The following is a 22,072-nucleotide window of genomic DNA, read 5'->3' on the forward strand; positions in this document are numbered from 1 at the left end:
ATTTACTAATTATTGTCTATACATTCAGCTGCTACATACGCAAAAGTATATTAGTCACTTTAATTTAAAGTTTTTAATAGATTATGTACGTTTGATTTTTTTGAGCGCTTGTTATAATTACGCCTTTTGTATTAATTCTTCAGTTACTTTTGTATAGAAAAAAGTGATACCACCAAATAAAAAATTCTTCGTAAGTTATTTCTTTTGAGTATCTGCTGCTTGCAAAGTATTCTTTTAAAGGCTTCTTATTTTCTTTACATAATAAAATCAAATCTTCACTGATCGCGTTCGCGATTTCGTTAAGTATAGATAAGTCTGCGGCTGTAAACACTGGGATAACAGGTTGTGAATTTTTATATAAGCCTAATTCTTCGTATAATACATTTAAATTTAAGTCTACTTGTCTATCTGCTGCTACAATATTTTCACGATGCTATTTCGTATAATTAATATCGATAATAGTAGCGTGAAAATATTCTTCAAACGTTTCTTTATTCGCAGTTATTAAATTCAAGGTTGTATATCGAGTGTTTCCATAAAAACCAATTTGATTAGAATACTTTTCAATTATGTTAAGTGTAGGTTTAATTAGAGGCTCACATAGGTTATACAGCTTTTCTCCTTCATTAGCTGTTATAACCATACATGTTGGATAGTAACTCCCTTCTGTCTTTTTCAATAAACCTTCTAGTTCTAATGCGTGCATTTGTTTTTCGAATTCCTCGTTAGTCCAATTTGGCTTTGTTTTTATAGCATTTGATTTTATACCCAGATGGAGCATTACAAGTAAATATTGAAGGTTTGTTCCGCTTATTTTTAAAGCTGGATAATTGTCACTTTATGAAATCATTTTTGTCTCATAAGTTGTTTTAAGTATTTTTTCCGGAGTATAATTAGCAAGCATTTTAAAATCCCTCCTTTTTTAGTAATTTAATTGTAAAATCTATGTAGTTACATGGTTTGGCCATTCTGCTTCTCTTTTAAAAATAGAAGGTAAAAAACTGTTATTAGACCCTATGCTTGGAGATGCCTCTTCCCCGTTCCCTGTTTTTAATAGTAAACGTTATAGTGGTGCTTTTTCTTTAGAACGTGAAGATCTTCAGGAAATTGATGCGATTATCATTTCGCATAATCACTATGATCATTTAAATTACAAAAGTATTATGCAGTTAAAAGATCGTGCAAAGCATTTTTATGTTCCGACTGGAGTTGCACGCTATCTTATTAAATGGGGTGTTTCACCTAATAAAATTAGTGAGCATAATTGGTGGGATGAAATTACGTTTGATAATATTAAGTTAGTTTGTGCTCCTGCAAGGCATTTCTCCGGACGAAGTATGACTGATAAAGATCGTTCTTTATGGTGTTCATGGCTTATTCTTGGTCAAGAAACGAAGGTTTTCTTTAGTGGCGATAGTGGCTATGCTCCGCACTTTAAGGAGATTGGTAATAAATACGGTCCGTTTGATCTTACTTTAATGGAATGTGGACAATATGATGCGAGATGGTCTGCTATTCATATGTTGCCAGAAGAAACCGTACAAGCTCATATTGACGTTAAAGGAGAATTACTTCTTCCGATTCATTGGGGTGCTTTTACGTTAGCATTACATGAATGGAGTGATCCTATTGAACGTGTTACGAAAGAAGCAAATCGTTTAGGGGTTAATATTGCAACGCCACAAATCGGTGAAGCTATTACGTTAAAATCTAAAGGCTATCCTACGTCAACTTGGTGGAGAGAAGTATAATTATAATAAAAAGCGAACCGATTAAATATTGATGGTTCGCTTTTTATTCATTTATGACTCATCTATTAAAATTCTTTGTTTTATCTACTGGAATTGCATTTTTCATCTTTTCTGTTGTCCAATATCCTGTAGGGTCTTCTATATCGTTTGAATCTTGAATAGCAGATGGGATACCGGGGGCTTTTTTTAGTTGAGTAAGGGTATCTTTTTCGCTAGAGGCTACCAATGCTAAGTAAATAATTAAGGGTATTATAATGATACTAGTTATATATACCCAAAATAAGTGATTTCCTTTTTTCATGAGCTCCTCCTTCTATTACATACTAATCTCCCCTAATTACTACTTTACTATATTTGCCTTCCCGCTATCTAAAACTCTACTTGTCGGCACAGAGGTAATATCAATGGTTGTGTTCATGCTCTTATCAGTTAGTTCAATGAGTTCGTTTTCGTGATTAATTTTCTGTAAATCCCACACCATTCCATTGAATTCGTTATGCTGTCCACTTACCCTTAAAATGTTTTTTGTTTTACTTGACGGTTGTATTTGTAGATTTGTAAATTGATTCCCGCTAATCTCATTTGGTGTAGTTAAATTACTATCCATATAAATCATATTCACACAATCCTCTAGAGAGAAGTTCATAAAACGGTTGGCATTTATCCAGGCATGTCCAGATTTCGGTTTTTTCGCTATTAATTTTAACCCTGTTTCCATTCCTGCTACTTTAATGTTATCGAAGTTAATAAAGGAGATTTCATTTTCTTTTCCACCAGTGAATAAAGAAATTCCTGTTCCTTTATTTGTTTCGGACCAATTTATAATATTTATATCTTTTATTTGTGTTTTGTTCCAAGTGTTATAATACTTATTTTTACCATCTAAATATATAACTTCAGAATTAAATTTAGGATCATTGATAGCTATGTACGCTCCTTCAATCGAAGCATTTTTTTCTAGTTCCAATACCCTAAAGTTTCCCTCAACAACAAATTGTGTACCATAACCGAATAATAATTTAACACCTTGCTTAACGATGATTGGTGAAGTGACTTTATATTTTTTATCATCGAGCAAAACCGTTTTAATTTTACTTGATTCTGCTTTATTAATGGCTGCTTGAATTTTATATGAATCATTTTTACCTTTAAAGTCCTCAACGAACAATTTATCATTTTGAACTAAACTTTCTTTATTGTAATGAAAAAAAGCGAAAATAATTAGAACGATACCTAAGAGTAAAGCGATTATTTTCTTCATAATACTCACCCTCACGTTAAATTTTATCTTTAGTTTCACTTCGACTACATTAGCTAAATTCATTCCTTTGTTCTTAATAAGTTCTAACAGGTGATATTAAATATACTGCTGCAGATTGTTCACCTGATTCAATTAAAATAGGTCTCATAGAACCACCAAAACTTAAAGTTACTCTATCTTCTTTTATTGCTTTTAAAGTATCGACCATATATCGTCCATCAAAAGATATATTTAATTGCTTTTCACCGTGAATAGTATCTATTTGTTGTGTCTCGGATATTTTACCAATCTGAGAAGCGTTAGAAGAGATTTGTATTGTGAATTCGTCGATGATCTCTAAGTTAACGTTGTTGTTTGCCCATTCACTAGCTAATAAACTTGATCGATCTACACCTTGTAAAATCTGTTTTCTATCTATATTAATAACCGTTTGGGATTCATTTGGAATTAGGCCGAATATATTAGGATATTTTCCTTCAATAAGCCTTGAATACAACGTAATTGTACCGAATTTAAAAATAATATGACTCTCTGAAAGATATATGTATACTAAATTTGAATTACTGTTCATTAATTTTAGTAGTTCACTAATAGTGGAACTTGGTACAATACAATTTAATTCCGCATGTGAAGAAATGGGTATTTCACGTAAAGCCAGTCTATGAGAATCAGTAGCAGCACAAATTAATTTGTTATGATCAATAACGAAATGTACGCCAGTAAGAACGGGTCTAGATTCATTTTTAGCAGCTGCAAAGACAGTTTGTTTAAATACTTCAATCAACTGTTCCATTTCTACTTGTATTTCTGCATGATCGTCTATAAATGGTACATTCGGAAATTCGTTCGCTGAGAATCCATTTAAGTTTAAAGTAATTTCATCAGATTGGATTGTAATCAACTGCTCATTCATACTTTTTATTAAAATCTCACTTGGCATTTTCTTAATAATTTCAATGAAATACTTTGCTGGTACAACAATACTCCCTGCTTTTAAAATAGTTGCAATTTGTTCGTCTTCAATTGAAATAGGTATAAATTTTTCAATGAAAATATTCGAATTACTTGCGATTAAAGTAATTCCGGATGGATCTGCTGTTATTTTTATTCCGGATAATATAGGAATTAAATTTTTTGTTGAGATAGCTTTACTTACTTCTGAAAGAGCTTGTGTAAATTGTTTGTGATTAACGATAAACTCCATTTTTCCCCCGCCTTAAATGAAATACTATCTTTATGAAGATTGATGAATAATAGTTCCATTAAAAATATAAGGAACTGTTTCTTTCTTTTGTAAAAGGCTTTTTAAGTGTTCTGGTATACGTAAATAAGGTTCTGCTTTATGTAATTCCATCCAGATAATTCCTTCAATTTCTTTTGGTCTTGATATACAGATTTCCCCTCCGATTATTTCTCCTAAAAAATTAAAGAAGATTGCATGATGTCCCCTTTCCTCAAAAAACGCTTCACTAATGGAACAAACCCCTTTTACGGATATATCTAGTCCAGTTTCTTCTTTTACTTCACGAACTGTTGCCTCTTCTAACGTTTCACCTAATTTAACTGCTCCACCTGGTAAAGTGTAATAAGAGCCATTTTTCCCTTTGTTTTTAACCATTAAAAGCTTTTCGTGAGTTTCATTGTATAACAGCGCGTATGTAACATTCACCTTTTTCATATTTAATCCCCTTCAATGATACGAATTTTCTGTCTTTATTTCATTCTATCATTAAATGGTTTTTATTCACAAAAAAGAAAAAGAACATGTTTTGAAAAAGAATAATCAAAACACATCCACTAAATGTTAAAAAATCGATTCGGTTAAAAAATACCAAGCAATAGCAACTATAAATTTAATATGTTTTTTACAACCTTTTTTCTAAATAATAGTGATGATGTCCTTTAGGATGATCTTTACTGACTCCGATCACTTTGTATCCATGTTTTTTATAAAAGTTTGGAGCTTGGAAACTAAAAGTGTCTAAGTTTATAAGCCGACATTCTTTTTCGATTGCAAATTCTTCAATAAGTTTCATTAATTTGCTGCCATAGCCTTCGTGTCTATATTCTTCAGACACCCACAGAAAGTCAATATGCAAGTGATGCCAAAAAGTTATCGCTGTTACCCCTCCGATTATTTCTTCTTTTTCATTCCTTACTATAAAACTTACCTTTTCTGAAGGTGTTTTCTCTTCATTTGAAAGATGTTTTTGGTTATATTCAATTACTTTCTCACTTATGTAATCACTATCTTCTTGAATCCATTGTTTTTGAATTTTCATTTTCAGTATCACGCACCTTTTTATATTTACGTAATCTATTCAATTTAATAATTAAATTATCCTGTCTTTATTAATAGTAGGTTACGTAATAAGTAAAGGGTGAAATGCAGATATTTCGAGTGGAGACTCTAATTGTAATTAATAGTAATTATCCTTTTTACGTGGTTTTATTTTGATGTGGAGTACATTGTTTACACATTATCTTATAATGTAAAGATAACCTTTTAAAAAGAGCCCCTGCATAAGGACTCTTTCTTAGCATTAAGCTATTTTTCGATTTAACGATTGTATTTCCTTCTCCTTTTCTGCATTTGGAGGGCGGATTACTATAGAGATAACGAAAGATATTACACATAGAACACCTATTGTAATGAAGGTTGGTTGAAATCCGCCAAGTAGTGCTCCAATGAATGATCCTGCAAGTGCACCAAATCCGAAACCTTGGTAAACAATCCCGTAGTTTGTACTATGGTTTTTTAATCCGAAGAAGTCCCCGACAATGGCTGGGAATATAGTAATATTACCACCAAAGCAAAAGGCAACACTTGCTACACAAGCAAAATAAATCCCGTAATTTAGCGGAATAAAACTTAAAGTGAAGACGGACAATCCAATAATAATAAATGTAGCAGAGACGATTTTTAATCGGCCTATTTTATCTGATAACGTTCCAAGAATAATTCTACCTATTGTATTAAAGATTGCGATCATTGCGACGGCATTTGCGGCAGTCGCTGCACTAAGGCCGACGAGCTGCACCCCAATGTCTTTTACCATACCGATTAAATACAGTCCGCCCATACATGATGTAAATAGCATGAAAAATAAGAGATATACTTGTTTTGTTTTCATCATTTCACGCGGCGTATAATCATTGTGTAATGTTTCAGTTACAGTGTTACTTACAATTGCTTCACGTAAGAAGAATGATCCTGTCAACACTAAAAGTAAGACGATAATACCCCAATATAAAAATGCTTGTGATACTCCAAGACTGTTGATAAGATTTCCGTTTATATATCTAAAGATTAAGCTTCCCATTCCATATGCCGAAACAGATATACCAGAAATAAGCCCTTTACGGTTTGGAAACCATTTAATTAAATTAGATAGTGAGGTAATATACGCTGTTCCATCAGCATATCCAACGACAACACCAGCTAATAAATAAAGTAATGGTAATGAGGAAACTTGTGAACTAAGTATTAAACCGAGTCCTAAAACAATTCCTGCAGTAGCGATTAGTTTACGGAGTCCAAATTTTTGTTGTAGCTTTCCTGCAAATAGAGTTGAGAATGATAAAGAAAAACTCGTAATTGAGAAAGTAATTGCGACTGAATTGAGGTTCCATCCAAACTTACTTACAAGGGGTTGATTAAATAAACTCCATGTGTAAATTGTTCCTAGGCCAATTTGAACAATGATTGTACCTAGAACAATTAGCAACGGATTTATAGATGATTGTTTCATACTAACTGTCCCCTTCTTTTATCATGACATGAATTTTCACAATTAGTATATCCATGATAAATTGCACGATACCGTACGGAAAATGGAAATTAAGTTAGTTTACACAAAAAAGACACTTCATCAAGAAGTGCCTTTTTTTAGGTTATATACAGATGTATTTAAAGAAAGCTTTGTTAAGATAAGACATTTTCAAATGCTTATGTACATATGTTATCAAATAATTTGCGGAAAGTGATGAGACTTAAGACGTATTTTTCTTTCATAAATAAGTCGGAGAGAAAATTAATATTCAATTTCCTCGAAATCTTTCGGCTGCGGTACAGTTTGCATATTTGCTGCATCTTTCGGATCGCTATAAATCGCGTTTTGTTCTGTGTTTACATCCTTTATATTTTGCTTTTTATTTTTATTCACTTCATTTTTCATTAAAGTTCACTCCTTTTTATTATAGGAGTAGTTATGCCCTAACCGTATTATTTTTACTGCTACTAAATGTATCAGTGACTAAATTGCTAAATTCACGTAAATAATATAAATAATTATCCCCACCATAGTTGTATCTTTTATTGTACATTTTAGCAACGACGACATTATATTCTGGAATGACTAATATCGTGGGTCCTGTAATTCCTAATATTTGATAGGAACCTTTCGGAACTCGCTCACCAAGTTCGCTAAATAAAGCAGGTTCATTTTGAACGAACCAAAATAATCCGTTTTGAGGTAGTTCTTTATTTTTATACGCTGGACTTTGTAAGCTCGTAGCAAGTTCTATAACTTCTTTTGGCACAATTTGTTTACCATCTAAGAACCCGTTATTTAAATGCAGGTTCCCCCAGTATGCAAGTTCTCTCGCAGAGACAAACAAATTTTTCTCGGAGCCGTCATCTACTGCACCGACACTTTCTATAGCATCTTCATTTGGATTTACAATAACCTTAACTAAATTTTCATTATGTTCTATTCTCCATCCAGTTTCATTGAAGTTGGCAGGTAGGAATACACGCTCCTTTAATAATTCAGGAAAACTCTTATTATACAGCTGATAAATAAGCTGCGTTACCATTCTTACATTAATATCTCTGTACGCCCAAGCTTGTCCCGATTCAAATTCACGAAAAACTGTCCCCTCATCGTTTTCATTTAAACCGTGTGAATGAGTTACTAAGTGTCTTATCGTTGTCTTACCAAGTAATGAAGGATCATGTTTTTTAAAATAATTTACTGCCTCGTCATCAAGAGATTTTATTTTCCCCTCATAAACTGCATAAGCTACCATTAATCCTAAATAGCTTTTTCTTGCGGAAGCGACATTGAACTGTGAAGATATGTTTACTTTTTTACTAGTAGGAGTATTTGAATGCTTTCCACTATAGTGCTCTAGTACAATTTTATTATCTTTCATAATACAAAGTGCAGCCGCAGAACTTTGATTAGTTTCTTTAATATTTTCTACCCATGAAATTAATTTCTCATATTTGTACAAATAAGTTCCCCCTAAAATGAAAACGAAAAAATGATAGCATGAAAGAAAAGCGTTAACACAACATAAACTGGTATTTACACTTTTCTTTCATATGAAATATTATTCTGTACTTAAATAATCCACCAGCTCCAGCAATTAGAACAGCTGAAACAACCAACACAGCCAACACAACCTACACAACCACCGCAACGTCCGCCGCCACAACCACCACAGCGACCACCACAGCCACCACAACGTCCACCGCATCCGCCACAACGACGTGCATCGTCTTGGATGTAATAATATGGATATTGATTTTGTTGCTGATCCCAATACACAACATTACCAGGTTGATAATCATTAAGGTTTAATGCTTGTAGTTCTTGTTGAAACTCATTCATTATGAAACCCTCCATTTACAAATGTAAATTCCGTCCATACTTTTAACTTTATTTACTTTTAAAAATAAAGTAGAAATAAAGCTATAGACTAAATGCGTACATCAACAAAATATGACTTTACACTAGGTGATGTACCTTGTTTATGAGCCTATTTTCTTTATATTCTTTTAGTGGACGTAATTAATATAAATAGAGTCAATTAAAAGTTACTAATCCAGCAAGTTAATAGTTCATCACTTAATTTTCTTTCTAGTAATTCTTTTACTGAAGGTGCCGGCATTATTATATAAGAATTTATGTTTTCTTTATTAAAATCAATCCAGTGAAATGCTAAATGGGACTCTTTAGATATTGGAGTAAAATCAGATTTCAATTCATTAGAATCTATTTCAAAAATGTGGTTAATTTCATGGTGGAGAGTTTCTTTAGCTTGCCATTTATTTTCTATGACGCCTAAAAATTGTTTTATACTGCATGTTACTCCAAGTTCTTCGCGTAACTCTCTTATTAGTGCATTCTCTGCTGATTCCCCAATTTCAACATGGCCACCGGGTAAAAAATAGTGATGTCCTATATATTCAGCAACTAGTAATTTTTCATCTTTTATCATGATTGCTCGTACAATGTGATGGAATTTACTTTTCATTTCGTATTCCTCCTAATCATTCACTTTATACTTGCTCAAAAATTGTCATTTAAAAGCGGGATAATATAAATCATAGGTGTATCATATGGATGAACATTATGAATAACTGCAAGTGTGCATTTACATGTTCGCGTTTACAATTTAATTGAAACTAATAATCTTGATAAAGGATTCTAAAAAAGAGTATGTTTATGAAAATAAATCATCAAAACATACTCTTAATATTTTTAGTTGATTCATTTTTTTACAAAAAGGTTTGATTAGCCCCATTCTTCGCGGACTCAAAATCGAAACCGATAGCAAAAGAATGCAATCACTACTTTTCCCTAGGCAAATCTATTCTCTATTTCAAATTTACCTGCCTGTACAAATTTTAGACTCTTAGCGAACCACGAAAGCCTCTTGCCGCATAGTAAGATTCTGCCCCATTGTGATACACAAAGACGTGTCCAAAGCGATAATCGCAAAAAAGGGCACCGCCAAGTTCTCTAATATCAGAAGGTGTTTGCACCCAACTCGATGTCTTCAAATCGAAATCCCCAAGATTTTGCAACGCCCGATATTCTTCTTCCGTTAATAGTTCAATGCCCATAGCAGTTGCCATATCAATAGCGTTATTTTCTGGTTTATGTTTCTTCCTTGATTCTAGCGCTTCAAGGTCATAACAAACACTTCTACGACCTTTAGGACTTTCTGCTGAACAATCATAAAAAATGTATTCGCTTTTTTCTTTATCAAAATCAATAACATCAGGTTCTCCGCCAGTTCTTTCCATTTCATTGAGCGACCACAACTTTTCAGCATTAGCATCCAACTTCTCTTGAATATTAGCCCATTCTAACCCTCTATGACGGTTCATGTTATTCTCAAAACGATCTTTCAATGTTTGTAGTAATTCTTCACGTTGCTCTAGTGACAACTCTTTTTTATTGCTCTCTTTCATAATAGTTCCTCCATTGATGTTTTTATTAATGATAGTTTAAGTATATATAAATACTGTTTTATAATAAAATGTTTAAATAATTGCGTGAATTCACTTTGTAAATAATTTATATGGATTAGTAAAACCAATTCTCCTCAATTTGACCCTTTTCCGAAACAACTTATTGTTTCTAATCAGTTACTTAATCGATCTTTCAATTCTAGATATCCTTTGCCTTTTCACTATAAATACACGATATAACTTTATTGAAAATCGCACATCTTTAATTCAATAACAATAAGCGATATACTTCCTCACCGTCATATACATTTCCTAATGGTTTAAAACCATAACATTCATATAGTTTCTTTGCAGAAGTATTATCTTTATGGACAGTTAATCTAATTTCCTCACACTCTTTAAAGTTATTTTTTATTAATTTAATGATTTCCTGTAATGCTGCTTTTCCATATCCTTTTCCTTGCTCTTTTTTATCAACGATAAATCCGTTAATCCAATACATATCTGTTGACTCACGTACAAAAGCATGCATAATAAAACCGACTATAAGGTCACCATCATATATAGCGAATGGAATATATTCGACATTTTCACCATCTGGTTTTATGTATACTTTAGCAAGTGATACTGCCACTGCTGGAACAAATTGTATTTGATTTTCTTTAACTTGTAACTTTAATGCAGCTTCCCAATTTTCTCTCGTAACAATTTTTAATTGGACGTTCACTATTTTAAGCTCCTTTAAAAAGAGAATTTATCTTTTATATTCAACGGAGTGAAATGATTCCCTTTTTCGACATCAACCTATAACAGGATTTTCATAAAATCCTGTATAAATTTTTCCTCATCTAATTGTAACGCTATACGCGCTCCTTCAGATTTAGAGTGTGAGCGAAAATCAGCAAAAGTTTGTCCCTTCGTTTCACCGCATATATCCACAGTCACTTTTCGGGATGTATAATTTAAAAATGTAGGATTCACCAAATCGCTTATAGCAAGTACATCGTGTAATAATGGCCCTTCAATAGATGGATTGAGCTTTTGGTATGCTGATAAATAATAATCGTACATTGGTTTCATAATTGGCTTAAATGAATTTTTTGTATTAGCTAAAATATAAGTAAATACATTTGGGGTTAAAACTGTTTTATTTGTTACATTTAAAGGGAATAACGTTATATTTTTCGCTTGCTAAAATACAATTTGACTTGCTATAGGATCTCCGTACACGTTCGCCTCTGCTAATGGAGTAACATTCCCTGCTTCTAAAAAGACACCGCCCATAAAATAAATTCCTTTTACATTTAACATCAAGTCGTTCCATAAATTAAAAGCAATTGCTAACGAGGTAGATCTTCCTACATCGACAATTGTTAAATCTTCTCCATACTTTACAAGAATCGCAGCAATACTACCAAAATTGTATATCGGAATAGATAACACACTTTCCGGTACATGTATGGGTCCTAATCCTTCTGGTCCATGAATTTCAGGGTAATACGTTGTAATTTCATTTGTAAGTGGCTTTGTTGCCCCGCTAATTACAGGAATATCTTGTCTGTTTGCTAACTGTAAAATATAAGCTGCATTATGAGCGGCATGTATATGTTCAACATTTCCATATCCAGTTACGATACCAACAATTTCAATTTCAGGATGTAGTAATCCGTACATAATTGCAAATGAATCATCAATACCTGGGTCTCCGAAAAATAAAACTTTCTTCAAGAAACGTTCCCCTTTCATAGGTAAGATAATTATGTATATGTGGAAAAAATTAAAATCTATACAATTCTAAGCAAATATTAATGGTGGGTAGTGTGTCGATAAAAAGAACTAGTATTATACTAGTTCTTACTCTGATAATCATCTAACAGTATAATTAAATTCCGTACAAATGCTGGACTAGTGCATTTTAATATAGATATTTTCCATTATATCTATATTAAAAACCCCATATTAGTTCAATATTGTTACTTTCAAGTTGCAACTACTCGCAGAAGAGTTTTACCATACTTTTTCGCTCTCGATTTGCTTATAATTATCTTTTTTAAATGTTAAATGAGCAATCACAACTCCAAGTATAGTAATGATTCCTCCAGCTATCGAAACAACAGTGGGCACCTCTCCTAACCATATCCAAGCGATAAAACACGCAGTTACTGGTGTTAAATATAGAGAGCTAGTTGCCTCAGATGCACCAGCATGGGATGTAATGTATGCTAATGCAATGTACGGAAGTACTGTCGGAAACATACCTAAATATATAACGCTCAAAGTAATTTCTATAGGAGCTGCTACGATTTCTTCATAAATCCCAGGTAAAAAAATAAGCATACATACAGTACCAGACCAAATTGTATATATTGTAAATGGCAAGAAACCATACTTTTTTAAGTACGACTTTTGGAAAACGAAAAATATGCTTTCTGAAAATGCCGCTAATAATATAAGGAATACCCCACTATTCAATTGAATGGAATCTCCTTGACTGAATGATAAAAAAGCAATTCCTGCTAAACTAATTACACCACCGATCCAACCATTTAATTTCATTTTTTCATTCAAAAAAACAGAAGCAAGAATTGCCGTTAATATAGGTGTTACAGATACAATTAAACTAGCAGGTCCAGCATTCACACTCTTTTCACCGTAGTTCAGTGCAATATGATAAATAGTAAATCCTAGAGCGCCAAATATAAAAATTACTGGAATATCTTTTAAGTCGGGTAAACGTAATTTGTATATAAACGAAAACAGTAGAAGAATCAAAGAAGCGATTAATAATCGTAGCAATGTGAGGTGTTCAGGCGTGTAAGCTTCAAGCCCCATACGAATTCCTGGAAAAGCTGTCCCCCATATAAGAATCGTAAAAGCGTGAGCACATACAATACGAAAATCCCATTTTTTATTATGCATATTTTCTCTCCCTCTCCAATAAACCAGCCATTTTATAATTACCAATTATTTCTTTTCATCATATTTAATAGTTGATACAATGTCTTCAACCAGTTATTCCTCTAAAAAACCAACCACTTTGCATTATTAAAATGAATGAGGGAGTTTTTTAATATGTCTACCGATAAAAAATTACCAAAATACCGGCAAATAATAGACTATATGAAAGAGAAAATTAAAAACGGAGAATGGCCAATTGGTAGTAAGATTCCGAGCCAGCGGCAGTTAGCAAAATTATTTCAAGTAAATCGTAGTACTATAATAACTGCGCTAGAAGAACTTATGGCAGATGGTTTAATTCAAGGGAAAATTGGAGCGGGAACAATTGTAATGAATAATACATGGTCATTATTAGCGACTAATCCTCCGCCTGATTGGTGCGAATATGCGAAAGCTGGTATTCATAAACCAAGTAAATTAATGGTTCGAGAAATTAATGAAGCAGAAGCAAATAAAAAATTCATTCATCTGAGTAAAGGAGAACTTGCACCTAATCTTTTCCCGTTAGAAACTATGCAATTCATTATGCGTAACGTATGTGAGGAGCTAGATTATTTCGGATACGAGGAACAAAAAGGATATTTCCCTTTACGTGAAGCGATAAGTAAATATGTAAAATCATTTGGAATAAATACCTCTCCAAATTCTATATTAATAGTCTCCGGGGCATTGCAGGCATTACAATTAATATCAATCGGTCTCTTACATAGAGAATCAACAGTATTACTTGAACAACCTTCTTACTTATATTCTCTTCATGTATTTCAATCAGCAAATATAAATCTATCTGGTATATCAATGGATCATCACGGTATTTTACCTAATGACCTATTAAAACGAATTAAATATTGTCAAAAGAAAAATATTTTATATTCGATTCCTTGTTTTCAAAATCCAACGGGGATATTGATGTCCAAAGAGCGAAGAAAAGAAGTATTAAAAATATGTGAAAAAGAGCAATTACCTATCATCGAGGACGATATTTACCGTGAATTATGGATTGATGAACCGCCTCCAGCTCCTTTAAAGTCGATAGATAAACATGGACATGTATTATATATTGGTAGTCTCTCTAAAACACTTAGCCCAGGACTTAGAATTGGATGGATCATCGGACCAGAGCCTGTTATTGAGAGATTATCAGATATAAAAATGCAAACAGACTATGGATCAAGTTCTTTATCTCAAAGAGTTGCTGCAGAATGGTTAAGTAAAGGCTTTTATGAAGAACACGTTGCGAACGTAAGGATCCACCTGAAAGAACGAAGACGAATGATGGTACAAGCTTTAGAGAAGTATTGTGCAGATATTGCTACATGGGATATTCCAAGTGGTGGATTTTTTATATGGCTAACGGTTGTACCTAACGTACCAATGAAAAAATTGTTTTCAGAGGCACTATCAAAGGGAGTTCTTTTAAACCCAGGACGTATTTATGAAGAAGAATCGGATCAGTGCATACGCTTATCGTATGGATATGCTTCCCCTGAACAAATTACTCAAGGTATTTATATATTAAGTAATTTGATTCGTAAGTTAATGGCATAATAAAAATCCTCTTTTATATAAAGAGGATTTTTTTGTGTACCTAATTTACCACAATCTCATTTCCTGTCCTAGTAAAATAAGTTCTTCATAGGGATCTCCGTCAATTTTTAATACTTGTGCAAAAGCCGGTTCTGTTTTTATGCCTTGTTCTTTTAATTGGATGATTTTTTTTCTAATATGAGGATGCTGCATTAATAGCATGTGCTCCACTATCATATGTTTATATGCATTTTGGTTACGTACTGGCTGCGATTGAGCAAATAATTCAAATTCAAAACCTTCAAATTGAAAATTCACCTTTATTGTTAAGATATTTTTAATGTTTTTCTTTTTCATTTCAAATCCTTCGTACGAGCCATACAATGATCTAATTTCCTGTTCAAAAAAATCATAATTATGTACTTCCATTACAATGTCTAAGTCAGAATGAAGGGTATCAATTCTAATAGGGATTGTCCCGCAAAGTACAGGGCTATATAAGGCTAAATCCTCCATTATGTTTAGTTTATTAATAACTTCGTAAACTTTTTGTTGTTTATCGTTCCCAGATTGTAAGTATGTGATAGATGTAAACATAGAAGTCTCTCCTTCATTTAACGTAGTACTCGTCTCACTAAATTTGAGAAAAAATTTAATCATTCCATTTTGTTCTAGGAGTACCTATATTTCAATATTTTAAGCTGAACTAACAATATTTTTCAACTTTTCTCCTATACTGCAATACTATAAAAATAAAAAAGGAGGAATTTTAATGAGCATTTTTAACATGATTTTGACCATACACATTTTATTTGGAACAATATGCTTAATCACTGGTATCGTAGCGATGGTTGCTCAAAAAAAGAAAGGAAAGCATACAGAATGGGGCGAAATATATCACGCATCCTATGTTGTAATAACTCTTACTGCAATTATATTGTCCATTATAAACTGGGATGAAATCGCATATTTATTTTATGTAGCAATTATCTCCTATTCATTTGCGATTTACGGATATCTCGCAAGAAAACAGCGATGGAAAAATTGGCTAGGGCATCATATTAGAGGTATGCTAGGCTCCTACATTGGTGCAGTGACCGCACTTTTAGTGAACATTGGGATGTATATTCCTATTATAAATTTACTACCACCAATATGGTTTTGGTTCTTACCTACCCTAATTGGCATTCCTCTTGTAACTAGTGTATCAAAAAGGTATAAAAAACAAAGGTAAAATTAATTACAGTTTAATTACCTTCTAATTTATTTTTATAAAGATAACCAGAAAGTGAAAATAAAAAGAATCCAATAATACTTGGATTCTTTTTATTTATGATTTTTTTAAGGCGATATCGAATGCAAACGATCCGGATAATTAGTAAACATCCCGTCTACACCCCATTGTAGTAACTTTTCCATATTTTTTTCATTATCTACTGTAAATGGATGAACTTCTAAGCCATGTTTCTTTATTTTTTTCACATAGACTGCATCAATATATTTGTAGTTCATGCCTAGGCCAATGCAGTATGTTTTATAGTTTTTTATTTCTAAATCTGTTAATTGAACTGCTTTTTTATATGATAATAATTGTACTAACGGTATATTGGCATTTAAACTATGAATCTTTCGTAGACTTTCTTCACTAAATGATTGAATAATAACTTTATCACTTATTTGATAGAGATTTATAATTTCTAATAATTTTTCTTCCATTCCAGGATATTCATCTGGTGATTTTGTTTCGATATAATAATTAGCATTATGTCCAAACGTTTCAATAATTTCTTCTAGTGTTGGAACTTTAGCATTTTCAAATTCTTTCTTTGCTAACTTTGGATACTTTTTATTGAAAAAAGAACCTGCATTCAGTTGTTTTATTTCATCTAATGTATGATCTTTTACAAAACCAGTACCGTTTGTTGTGCGGTTTAATGTTTCATCATGCATAGCTACTAAATGTCCGTCTTTTGTCATTTGGAGATCTATTTCTATATAGTCACCTTTTAATTGCTGTCCTAATTGATATGCTTCTAATGTATGTTCCGGTGCATATGCAGAAGCCCCTCTATGCGCAATATTTTTAATATAATTTGATTGATTAATGGCTTTTGTATATTTTTGTTCATTTACTTGCTGAAAAACAAAAGTGCTAATTACAATAAAGAAACAGATGATTGTAATTATAGATATTTTCTTCATACCGGTATGTTTACTCCTATATTTAAAGCGATTTGATTTGGATGAATTATTCAATTAAATGTCGATTTTCAAAAACTGTAATTTGTCCTGCGGCTTGAAAGCCAGATTTTTTATAAATGTTTATTCCATCAGGTGAAGCTTGTAATACGCAATAATTATTTTTTAGTTGTTTTGCTTCTTGCAGCAGGAAATTAAACATAATAGAACCAAATCCTTTTCCTCTCATATCTTCTTTAGTCGCTATATCATAAATACCGACGCTATCTTCCGTACAAACTAGAGAGCCAACAGATACTACCTTCCCTTTATAAAGGCCTAAGTATAGTTTCATGGCATCACTATTCCATAAATCTAAAGAAGCAATTTGATTATAGTATGCTTGAACTTGAGTACCTTCTGTTGATGTATCGAATAAAGTTGCTAACGTTTCGCCAAATTGTTTTATTTGTTCTGGCGATGTTGCATTTTGTATTGTAAAACCTACTGGAATGTCTATTGTTGGATTAATTTTTCTTAAGTCTGCTACCATCGCGATATTCTGTTCTGCTTCTTTTAAACCAAGTTTGATTAATTCGCTTTTTATAGTCTGTTCTTGCTTATCATCCCAAAACCAAACACTCATTGGAAATTTTTTTTGATTATAGCATTCTACCTCCTTATATAATTTCTCGAACCCTTCCGTTACATTACTATTTAGTAGTGTAATAATATTAAATGTATCTGCGGGTAATCCGCAGTCGACAGTAATATAACCCTTCGTTTCTTTTACATCCATTCCATGTACCCGCCGCGCAATATATGAGGTTTTATATGTGAAATTATCTATTAGTAACTGTTTATAATTCATTAATTTTGCTCCTTTCATAAAAATTCGTATTCGAATCCTTCAGTATTAAATATAACATATAAGAAATGTACCTATTTCTATAAAAATATCTCTATAAATCACTCTTTGCGCCCTAAAAGAATTAAAAATGATATAACGTTGTCGGAATGAAAAAAGTGGTATATAATAAATATTAACATTACTAGTAATTATTTTAGGTATTCCTAGAATAAAGGAGCGATACATATGAAAATTACTATTTATTTCGGAAGTCATGAGGATCAAGATGTTCGTACTATGGACTGTCATTTAGATGTAGAAGATACAGAAGAGATTGTTTCTGTATCATAATATAAATAGTTGGGATGAACCCTCTTCCCTACAGCGTTTAAGGCACCTTTTACTGGTGTCTTTTTTGTTGTTTTTTCATCAAAAACCCTTTACTTTAGAGCGCTTTAATAGTAAAATATAAATATACGAACAAACGTTCTTTTTATTTTAATTGTACATGAAGGGATGATTTTAACAATGACTCAAGCAAAGCGCAGAGGAAGAAAAAAGCAAACACCTATTATTTCAAATACAGGCTTTATCGGCTCTGTCTTTATTGATACATTGGAGTTACAAAAGAAATCCTATTATTTCGCTCGTAAAAAACTTCAAATTGTGCATCACGTATTAGATGGTCTATCTGGAGCAACGAGTGCATTATTTAAAGAACATAATATCGCTACATACATGTCATGTGTGTATTTACATAAACAAAAGAAAATCGGATTCGTTCTTTCAACAAAACCTTTTGAACAAAGTGATGGTGTTTCTTATTTTATAAATTATTTGATTGAAAAGAATTTTTACGGTAACGAAGAAGTAGAATATCAAGAAGTATTTAATACAGGTTTTGTTGGCGTAGTGTTTGCGGATTTATCCAGTATAGATCGCTTTAATTTTGAATTTGAAATGGGTATGTTAACGAAGTTAATGAAAGATATGATCATTCCTGTTAAAGAGCTCTTTTTACGCCACAATGTACCAGCTTACATCTCCACTTCTCATTTAGAGGAGCAAAATAAATTAGGTTTCGTTCTTTCTGTAAAACCATACGATGAACGTGCAGAAGCAGATTTATACTTCGAAACATATTTAAAAGAACGTGGATTATTTATTGGTGATGAAGAGGATGATATCGATAAGATTGTTATTAGAAAAACAGCTGAATTACGATAGAAAAGCGCAGGATGGTGATCCTGCGCTTTTTATAATTTATGAAATTAATTTACCAAATAAACGGTATTAGTTTTTTTGTTTTCTGTTTATATACTGTAAATTGTTCTCCGTACTTATTCTGTAAGTAATCATCAGATTTTGGAATATAGTCAAAAACAAATACTATTAATAGGCCTAGAGGTATTAGCAAACTATAAATATTGTTAGAGATTAGCGCTAAGCCTAATACCCAAAGGCAATCCCCAAGATAATTAATATGAATTGCATATTTAAATAAACCGCCTGTATATAGCTTACCTTGATTTGCAGGATTGTCTTTAAAAGGTTTTCTAAGTAACTCTGAAACTGTGTTTAATATACTCCCTCCTAAAAACAATATCCACCCTATAACAAGCACTATTAAGTTTGAATCCTGTTTACCAGTAATCATTAAAATGGGGAAACCTAAATAATAAATCCCAAAAGCAATACTGTTCATAATTGCTTCTTGCCATGCAATACCTCTAGGTAACCAAATAAACATCATAGCTGTTAATCGTAAAGTTGTAATAATTAAAGCAATAAAAAGTCCTAGTGAAACGCCTGATTTGGCATGAGTAATGAAAAGTAAATAATACGCGATGATTAAATAGATAATCTCAGCAACTAAAATCAAGATTTTTTCTTTTATTGTTGGCCGGTTTATACCATACATTGTGATACGCCCCTTTATTTATTCATTTTATGGGAAAATATACTTCTATGATATTTTTCTCCTCCGGTGTGCTATAAGGATTCGTTTTATAAACTTCAAACGGAGCGCCATTCAGTTTATAGTTATTTTCTTCAATCCAAACATGTAGCTTTGTATGAATAGAAGGTAATTCTTCGTAAGGACCAATAAGCGTAGCCATTGCGCAAAGGCCGGGATTAAATACTTTTGTTTTATTTGAGGCCTCTGCAAGTGGAATCGCAATTTCTACATCATAGCTTTCAGGTACATATTCTGAACTATGGAAAATAGCAAGTGGTTTTGCAATAGGTAATAAATTTTCAAATGAAATTTTACTAAACAACTCATTAAAATGCGTTAAAAAATCAGCGGTATTCATTTGTTTTCGCTGAGATAATATATTATAGGTTAAGTGATTTACAAGATTAATCTCAATATGATTTAAGTAACCCATGATACTTTCCTCTTCATCTAATTGTTGAATATCAAGCGTTAACTTTTTTAATAAAGAAGAATAAAATGTTATTTGTTGTGTTAGATTTTCTTGTTTGACTTTCATTTTAGAGTTAAGAAACTCAGTATTCTCCCAATTTGTTAAAAGATCTTTAATCTCTTCCAGTGAAAATAAATAGGTTTTTAATCGTGTAATCAATAAAGCTGTTTCTAATTGAGAAATATTATAGTAGCGATAGCCATTATTAGCGTCTATGAAATCAGGCTTTAAAAGTCCAATTTCATCATAGTAGCGCAGCGTCTTCATTGTGAGATGTGATATTTTTGAAAACTCACCAATGGAAAGCATAACAATCACCTCCTGTTATTAGTTACTTTAAATATACTGGTTCCTGTAAGGGGAAGGTCAATCAATAAAGTTAAATTTTCTTATTATATTTAGAAATAGCATTCATACTCAGCAACCTACAATTTTGAAGTATCCCCAAAACTGAAATGTAATCTTTTCATAATTGTCCATAGGAATTTAGTTCATTTTTTCGTTTAGGGGTATTTGTTTTTTTAGCTAAGTGGTGATATGGCAGTATCCATTCTATAAATAAACTAAGAAACTACTAAGCGCTATAATCTTTCGAATGAAGTTCTAATGTTAAACGATTTGAAGAAACCTGATTCAATATTAAATATAAGATTCCTCCTACTATTGGAATAGTATAGGCTGGAATATAGTTTAATAATATACCTGATATTGCGAGTGCTATTGGCTGCATCATTTTCCCTAAACTTAATCCAATACTAAGCACTCTTCCCCTATATTTATCGGGAATCTCTTTTTGCATGAAATAAATTAAAGGAATATCAATTAGCGCTATAATAAGCCCTAAAAAGAACATAACAACACAATACGTAATAACGTATACAAAATCATTTACTTCAATATTTTTGAATAAAACTGGAATTCCTGAAATAATCATAAAAACTGCCAGCATAGAACTTAGCTTTTTCAAAAGATAAGAGTAAGAAAAACGATCAGTTATCTTTTTTACTAAAATTGCACCAATTATCATCCCTACTGGAAAAATTCCTTGAATGATACCAAATTGCTTAGAACTAAGATTGAGAACTGTGTTAATAATGTATGGTAATGGAACGGTTACAGCAAACCCTAAGAAGAAATTAAGTGAAATTAAAATTCGAAACGTATTCTTTAAGCTTTCCTTTTCAATTAAGTATGAAAACCCCTCTTTTATATCTTTAATAAAATTAATTCTCCGTTTTGAGCATTCCTCATTTATGTTGAACTCGAACAGTTTAAAATGAATAAATAATATGGATATACCCGAAAGAATATATGAAATACCGTTAATAATTATAAAAATTTTAATATCAAAGACTGCAAAAACGATGCCACCTAACATAGGACCGAGAATTAAAGATACAGAATCGATAATTTTACTTATAGAGTTAATACTCATTAGCCTCTCTTTAGAGACAATATTTGGTTTTGCGGCTTCTAACCCTATTCCAAAGAATGTTGTAAATACCGTCATAAGAAAGGTAGTAGTATAAATGATGAATAAGTTTAATCCATAATAGCTGCTTAATATATAAACCGTTATTAATAAGCATCCACTTAGTAAATCCATACAAACAACCAGTTTCTTTTTATCAACCTTATCAGCAACTACACCGGCAAATGGATTCATAACAATCATTGGAATCGTTCCTAAAATGAGCGTAATCGCAAAATTTAACGCAGATCCAGTTATTTGTAAAACATATAATCCTAATGCGAAACTATAAATAGAACTACCGGATATTGATACTGTTTTCGCAATTGAATAGAGACAAATATTTCTTAGTTCTTGGTTGCTTTTTTTATTTTCCGTATGTAATTGTAAACTTCCCATAACATTTCCCTCCCACTGAACTTTGTATTACGTACAGT

At 32.0% G+C, this 22,072-nt stretch carries 22 protein-coding genes and 4 pseudogenes; 4 read left to right on the forward strand and 22 right to left on the reverse strand.

All coding sequences use genetic code 11. From position 1 onward, the window contains the following. Window positions 1-73: 73 nt before the first annotated feature. Window positions 74-781 (reverse strand): annotated as a pseudogene (locus tag BAQ49_RS33585) (hypothetical protein). A 169-nt stretch (window positions 782-950) separates the two neighbouring features. Between BAQ49_RS33585 and BAQ49_RS15465 the strand changes: the two are divergent. Further along, window positions 951-1,751, forward strand: a pseudogene (locus tag BAQ49_RS15465) (MBL fold metallo-hydrolase); the annotation flags it as partial. Window positions 1,752-1,809: 58 nt separating this feature from the next. Here BAQ49_RS15465 and BAQ49_RS15470 read toward each other — a convergent pair. From BAQ49_RS15470 to BAQ49_RS15535, 15 genes and pseudogenes are all read right to left on the reverse strand, one after another. Then, window positions 1,810-2,052: a hypothetical protein gene (locus BAQ49_RS15470; RefSeq protein WP_071746044.1), complete on the reverse strand. Its 243-nt coding sequence runs from the start codon at window positions 2,050-2,052 to the stop codon at window positions 1,810-1,812. Between the two features lie 39 nt (window positions 2,053-2,091). Next, complete coding sequence (locus BAQ49_RS15475) at window positions 2,092-3,012, reverse strand: hypothetical protein (protein WP_071746045.1); 921 nt, start codon at window positions 3,010-3,012, stop codon at window positions 2,092-2,094. Between the two features lie 73 nt (window positions 3,013-3,085). After that, window positions 3,086-4,216, reverse strand: a complete 1,131-nt coding sequence (dnaN, locus tag BAQ49_RS15480) for a DNA polymerase III subunit beta (protein ID WP_071746046.1) — start codon at window positions 4,214-4,216, stop codon at window positions 3,086-3,088. A gap of 30 nt (window positions 4,217-4,246) precedes the next feature. Next, a complete protein-coding gene (locus tag BAQ49_RS15485) occupies window positions 4,247-4,690 on the reverse strand; it encodes an NUDIX hydrolase (protein WP_071746047.1) in 444 nt (147 codons plus the stop codon). A 187-nt stretch (window positions 4,691-4,877) separates the two neighbouring features. After that, window positions 4,878-5,294: a GNAT family N-acetyltransferase gene (locus BAQ49_RS15490; protein ID WP_071746048.1), complete on the reverse strand. Its 417-nt coding sequence runs from the start codon at window positions 5,292-5,294 to the stop codon at window positions 4,878-4,880. A 261-nt stretch (window positions 5,295-5,555) separates the two neighbouring features. Next, window positions 5,556-6,764: an L-lactate MFS transporter gene (locus tag BAQ49_RS15495; RefSeq protein ID WP_071746049.1), complete on the reverse strand. Its 1,209-nt coding sequence runs from the start codon at window positions 6,762-6,764 to the stop codon at window positions 5,556-5,558. Between the two features lie 282 nt (window positions 6,765-7,046). Then, on the reverse strand, window positions 7,047-7,190 hold the full coding sequence (locus BAQ49_RS32985; RefSeq protein ID WP_002013225.1) for a hypothetical protein: 144 nt from the start codon (window positions 7,188-7,190) through the stop codon (window positions 7,047-7,049). Between the two features lie 31 nt (window positions 7,191-7,221). After that, on the reverse strand, window positions 7,222-8,250 hold the full coding sequence (locus BAQ49_RS15505; RefSeq protein ID WP_071746050.1) for a serine hydrolase domain-containing protein: 1,029 nt from the start codon (window positions 8,248-8,250) through the stop codon (window positions 7,222-7,224). Between the two features lie 110 nt (window positions 8,251-8,360). After that, complete coding sequence (locus tag BAQ49_RS15510) at window positions 8,361-8,630, reverse strand: heterocycloanthracin/sonorensin family bacteriocin (protein WP_071746051.1); 270 nt, start codon at window positions 8,628-8,630, stop codon at window positions 8,361-8,363. A gap of 199 nt (window positions 8,631-8,829) precedes the next feature. After that, window positions 8,830-9,276 (reverse strand): NUDIX domain-containing protein, encoded by a 447-nt coding sequence (locus BAQ49_RS15515; protein WP_071746052.1) that lies wholly within the window; start codon window positions 9,274-9,276, stop codon window positions 8,830-8,832. A 35-nt stretch (window positions 9,277-9,311) separates the two neighbouring features. Then, a pseudogene (locus tag BAQ49_RS34295) lies at window positions 9,312-9,424 on the reverse strand (cytochrome C biogenesis protein); the annotation flags it as partial. A 225-nt stretch (window positions 9,425-9,649) separates the two neighbouring features. Further along, entirely contained in the window at window positions 9,650-10,219 is a 570-nt protein-coding gene (locus BAQ49_RS15520) for a DUF4256 domain-containing protein (RefSeq protein WP_071746053.1), read from the reverse strand. A 262-nt stretch (window positions 10,220-10,481) separates the two neighbouring features. Beyond that, window positions 10,482-10,946, reverse strand: a complete 465-nt coding sequence (locus BAQ49_RS15525) for a GNAT family N-acetyltransferase (protein WP_071746054.1) — start codon at window positions 10,944-10,946, stop codon at window positions 10,482-10,484. 77 nt (window positions 10,947-11,023) lie between these two features. Next, window positions 11,024-11,947: pseudogene (locus BAQ49_RS15530) on the reverse strand (nucleoside hydrolase). Window positions 11,948-12,226: 279 nt separating this feature from the next. Then, window positions 12,227-13,138, reverse strand: coding sequence for a DMT family transporter (locus BAQ49_RS15535; RefSeq protein WP_071746055.1), 912 nt, complete (start codon window positions 13,136-13,138; stop codon window positions 12,227-12,229). Window positions 13,139-13,291: 153 nt separating this feature from the next. Between BAQ49_RS15535 and pdxR the strand changes: the two genes are divergently transcribed. Next, window positions 13,292-14,725, forward strand: a complete 1,434-nt coding sequence (gene pdxR, locus BAQ49_RS15540) for a MocR-like pyridoxine biosynthesis transcription factor PdxR (RefSeq protein ID WP_071746056.1) — start codon at window positions 13,292-13,294, stop codon at window positions 14,723-14,725. Window positions 14,726-14,770: 45 nt separating this feature from the next. Here the strand turns inward: pdxR and BAQ49_RS15545 are convergent, their stop codons facing one another. Next, window positions 14,771-15,301, reverse strand: a complete 531-nt coding sequence (locus BAQ49_RS15545; protein ID WP_071746057.1) for a DUF4269 domain-containing protein — start codon at window positions 15,299-15,301, stop codon at window positions 14,771-14,773. Between the two features lie 175 nt (window positions 15,302-15,476). Between BAQ49_RS15545 and BAQ49_RS15550 the strand changes: the two genes are divergently transcribed. Then, window positions 15,477-15,938, forward strand: coding sequence for a DUF2306 domain-containing protein (locus BAQ49_RS15550; RefSeq protein ID WP_071746058.1), 462 nt, complete (start codon window positions 15,477-15,479; stop codon window positions 15,936-15,938). A 107-nt stretch (window positions 15,939-16,045) separates the two neighbouring features. On the opposite strand, the gene BAQ49_RS15555 is transcribed toward BAQ49_RS15550, so the two are convergent. Further along, window positions 16,046-16,906, reverse strand: a complete 861-nt coding sequence (locus BAQ49_RS15555) for a glycerophosphodiester phosphodiesterase (protein ID WP_071746059.1) — start codon at window positions 16,904-16,906, stop codon at window positions 16,046-16,048. Window positions 16,907-16,952: 46 nt separating this feature from the next. Continuing rightward, on the reverse strand, window positions 16,953-17,753 hold the full coding sequence (locus tag BAQ49_RS15560; RefSeq protein ID WP_071746060.1) for a GNAT family N-acetyltransferase: 801 nt from the start codon (window positions 17,751-17,753) through the stop codon (window positions 16,953-16,955). Between the two features lie 507 nt (window positions 17,754-18,260). Between BAQ49_RS15560 and BAQ49_RS15565 the strand changes: the two genes are divergently transcribed. After that, window positions 18,261-18,959 (forward strand): hypothetical protein, encoded by a 699-nt coding sequence (locus tag BAQ49_RS15565; RefSeq protein WP_071746061.1) that lies wholly within the window; start codon window positions 18,261-18,263, stop codon window positions 18,957-18,959. Window positions 18,960-19,008: 49 nt separating this feature from the next. On the opposite strand, the gene BAQ49_RS15570 is transcribed toward BAQ49_RS15565, so the two are convergent. The 3 genes from BAQ49_RS15570 to BAQ49_RS15580 all read right to left on the reverse strand — a co-directional run bounded on the left by BAQ49_RS15570 (window position 19,009) and on the right by BAQ49_RS15580 (window position 22,034). Then, the gene (locus tag BAQ49_RS15570; protein ID WP_071746062.1) at window positions 19,009-19,653 is read right to left on the reverse strand and encodes a methyltransferase family protein; all 645 of its coding nucleotides are present in this window, start codon (window positions 19,651-19,653) and stop codon (window positions 19,009-19,011) included. Window positions 19,654-19,675: 22 nt separating this feature from the next. Further along, entirely contained in the window at window positions 19,676-20,473 is a 798-nt protein-coding gene (locus BAQ49_RS15575; protein WP_071746063.1) for a MerR family transcriptional regulator, read from the reverse strand. A gap of 265 nt (window positions 20,474-20,738) precedes the next feature. Further along, entirely contained in the window at window positions 20,739-22,034 is a 1,296-nt protein-coding gene (locus BAQ49_RS15580) for an MFS transporter (protein ID WP_071746064.1), read from the reverse strand. Window positions 22,035-22,072: the final 38 nt, after the last annotated feature.

Origin of the sequence: Bacillus proteolyticus (genome assembly GCF_001884065.1) — a bacterium.
In the GTDB taxonomy this organism is placed as follows: Bacteria; Bacillota; Bacilli; order Bacillales; family Bacillaceae_G; genus Bacillus_A; species Bacillus_A proteolyticus.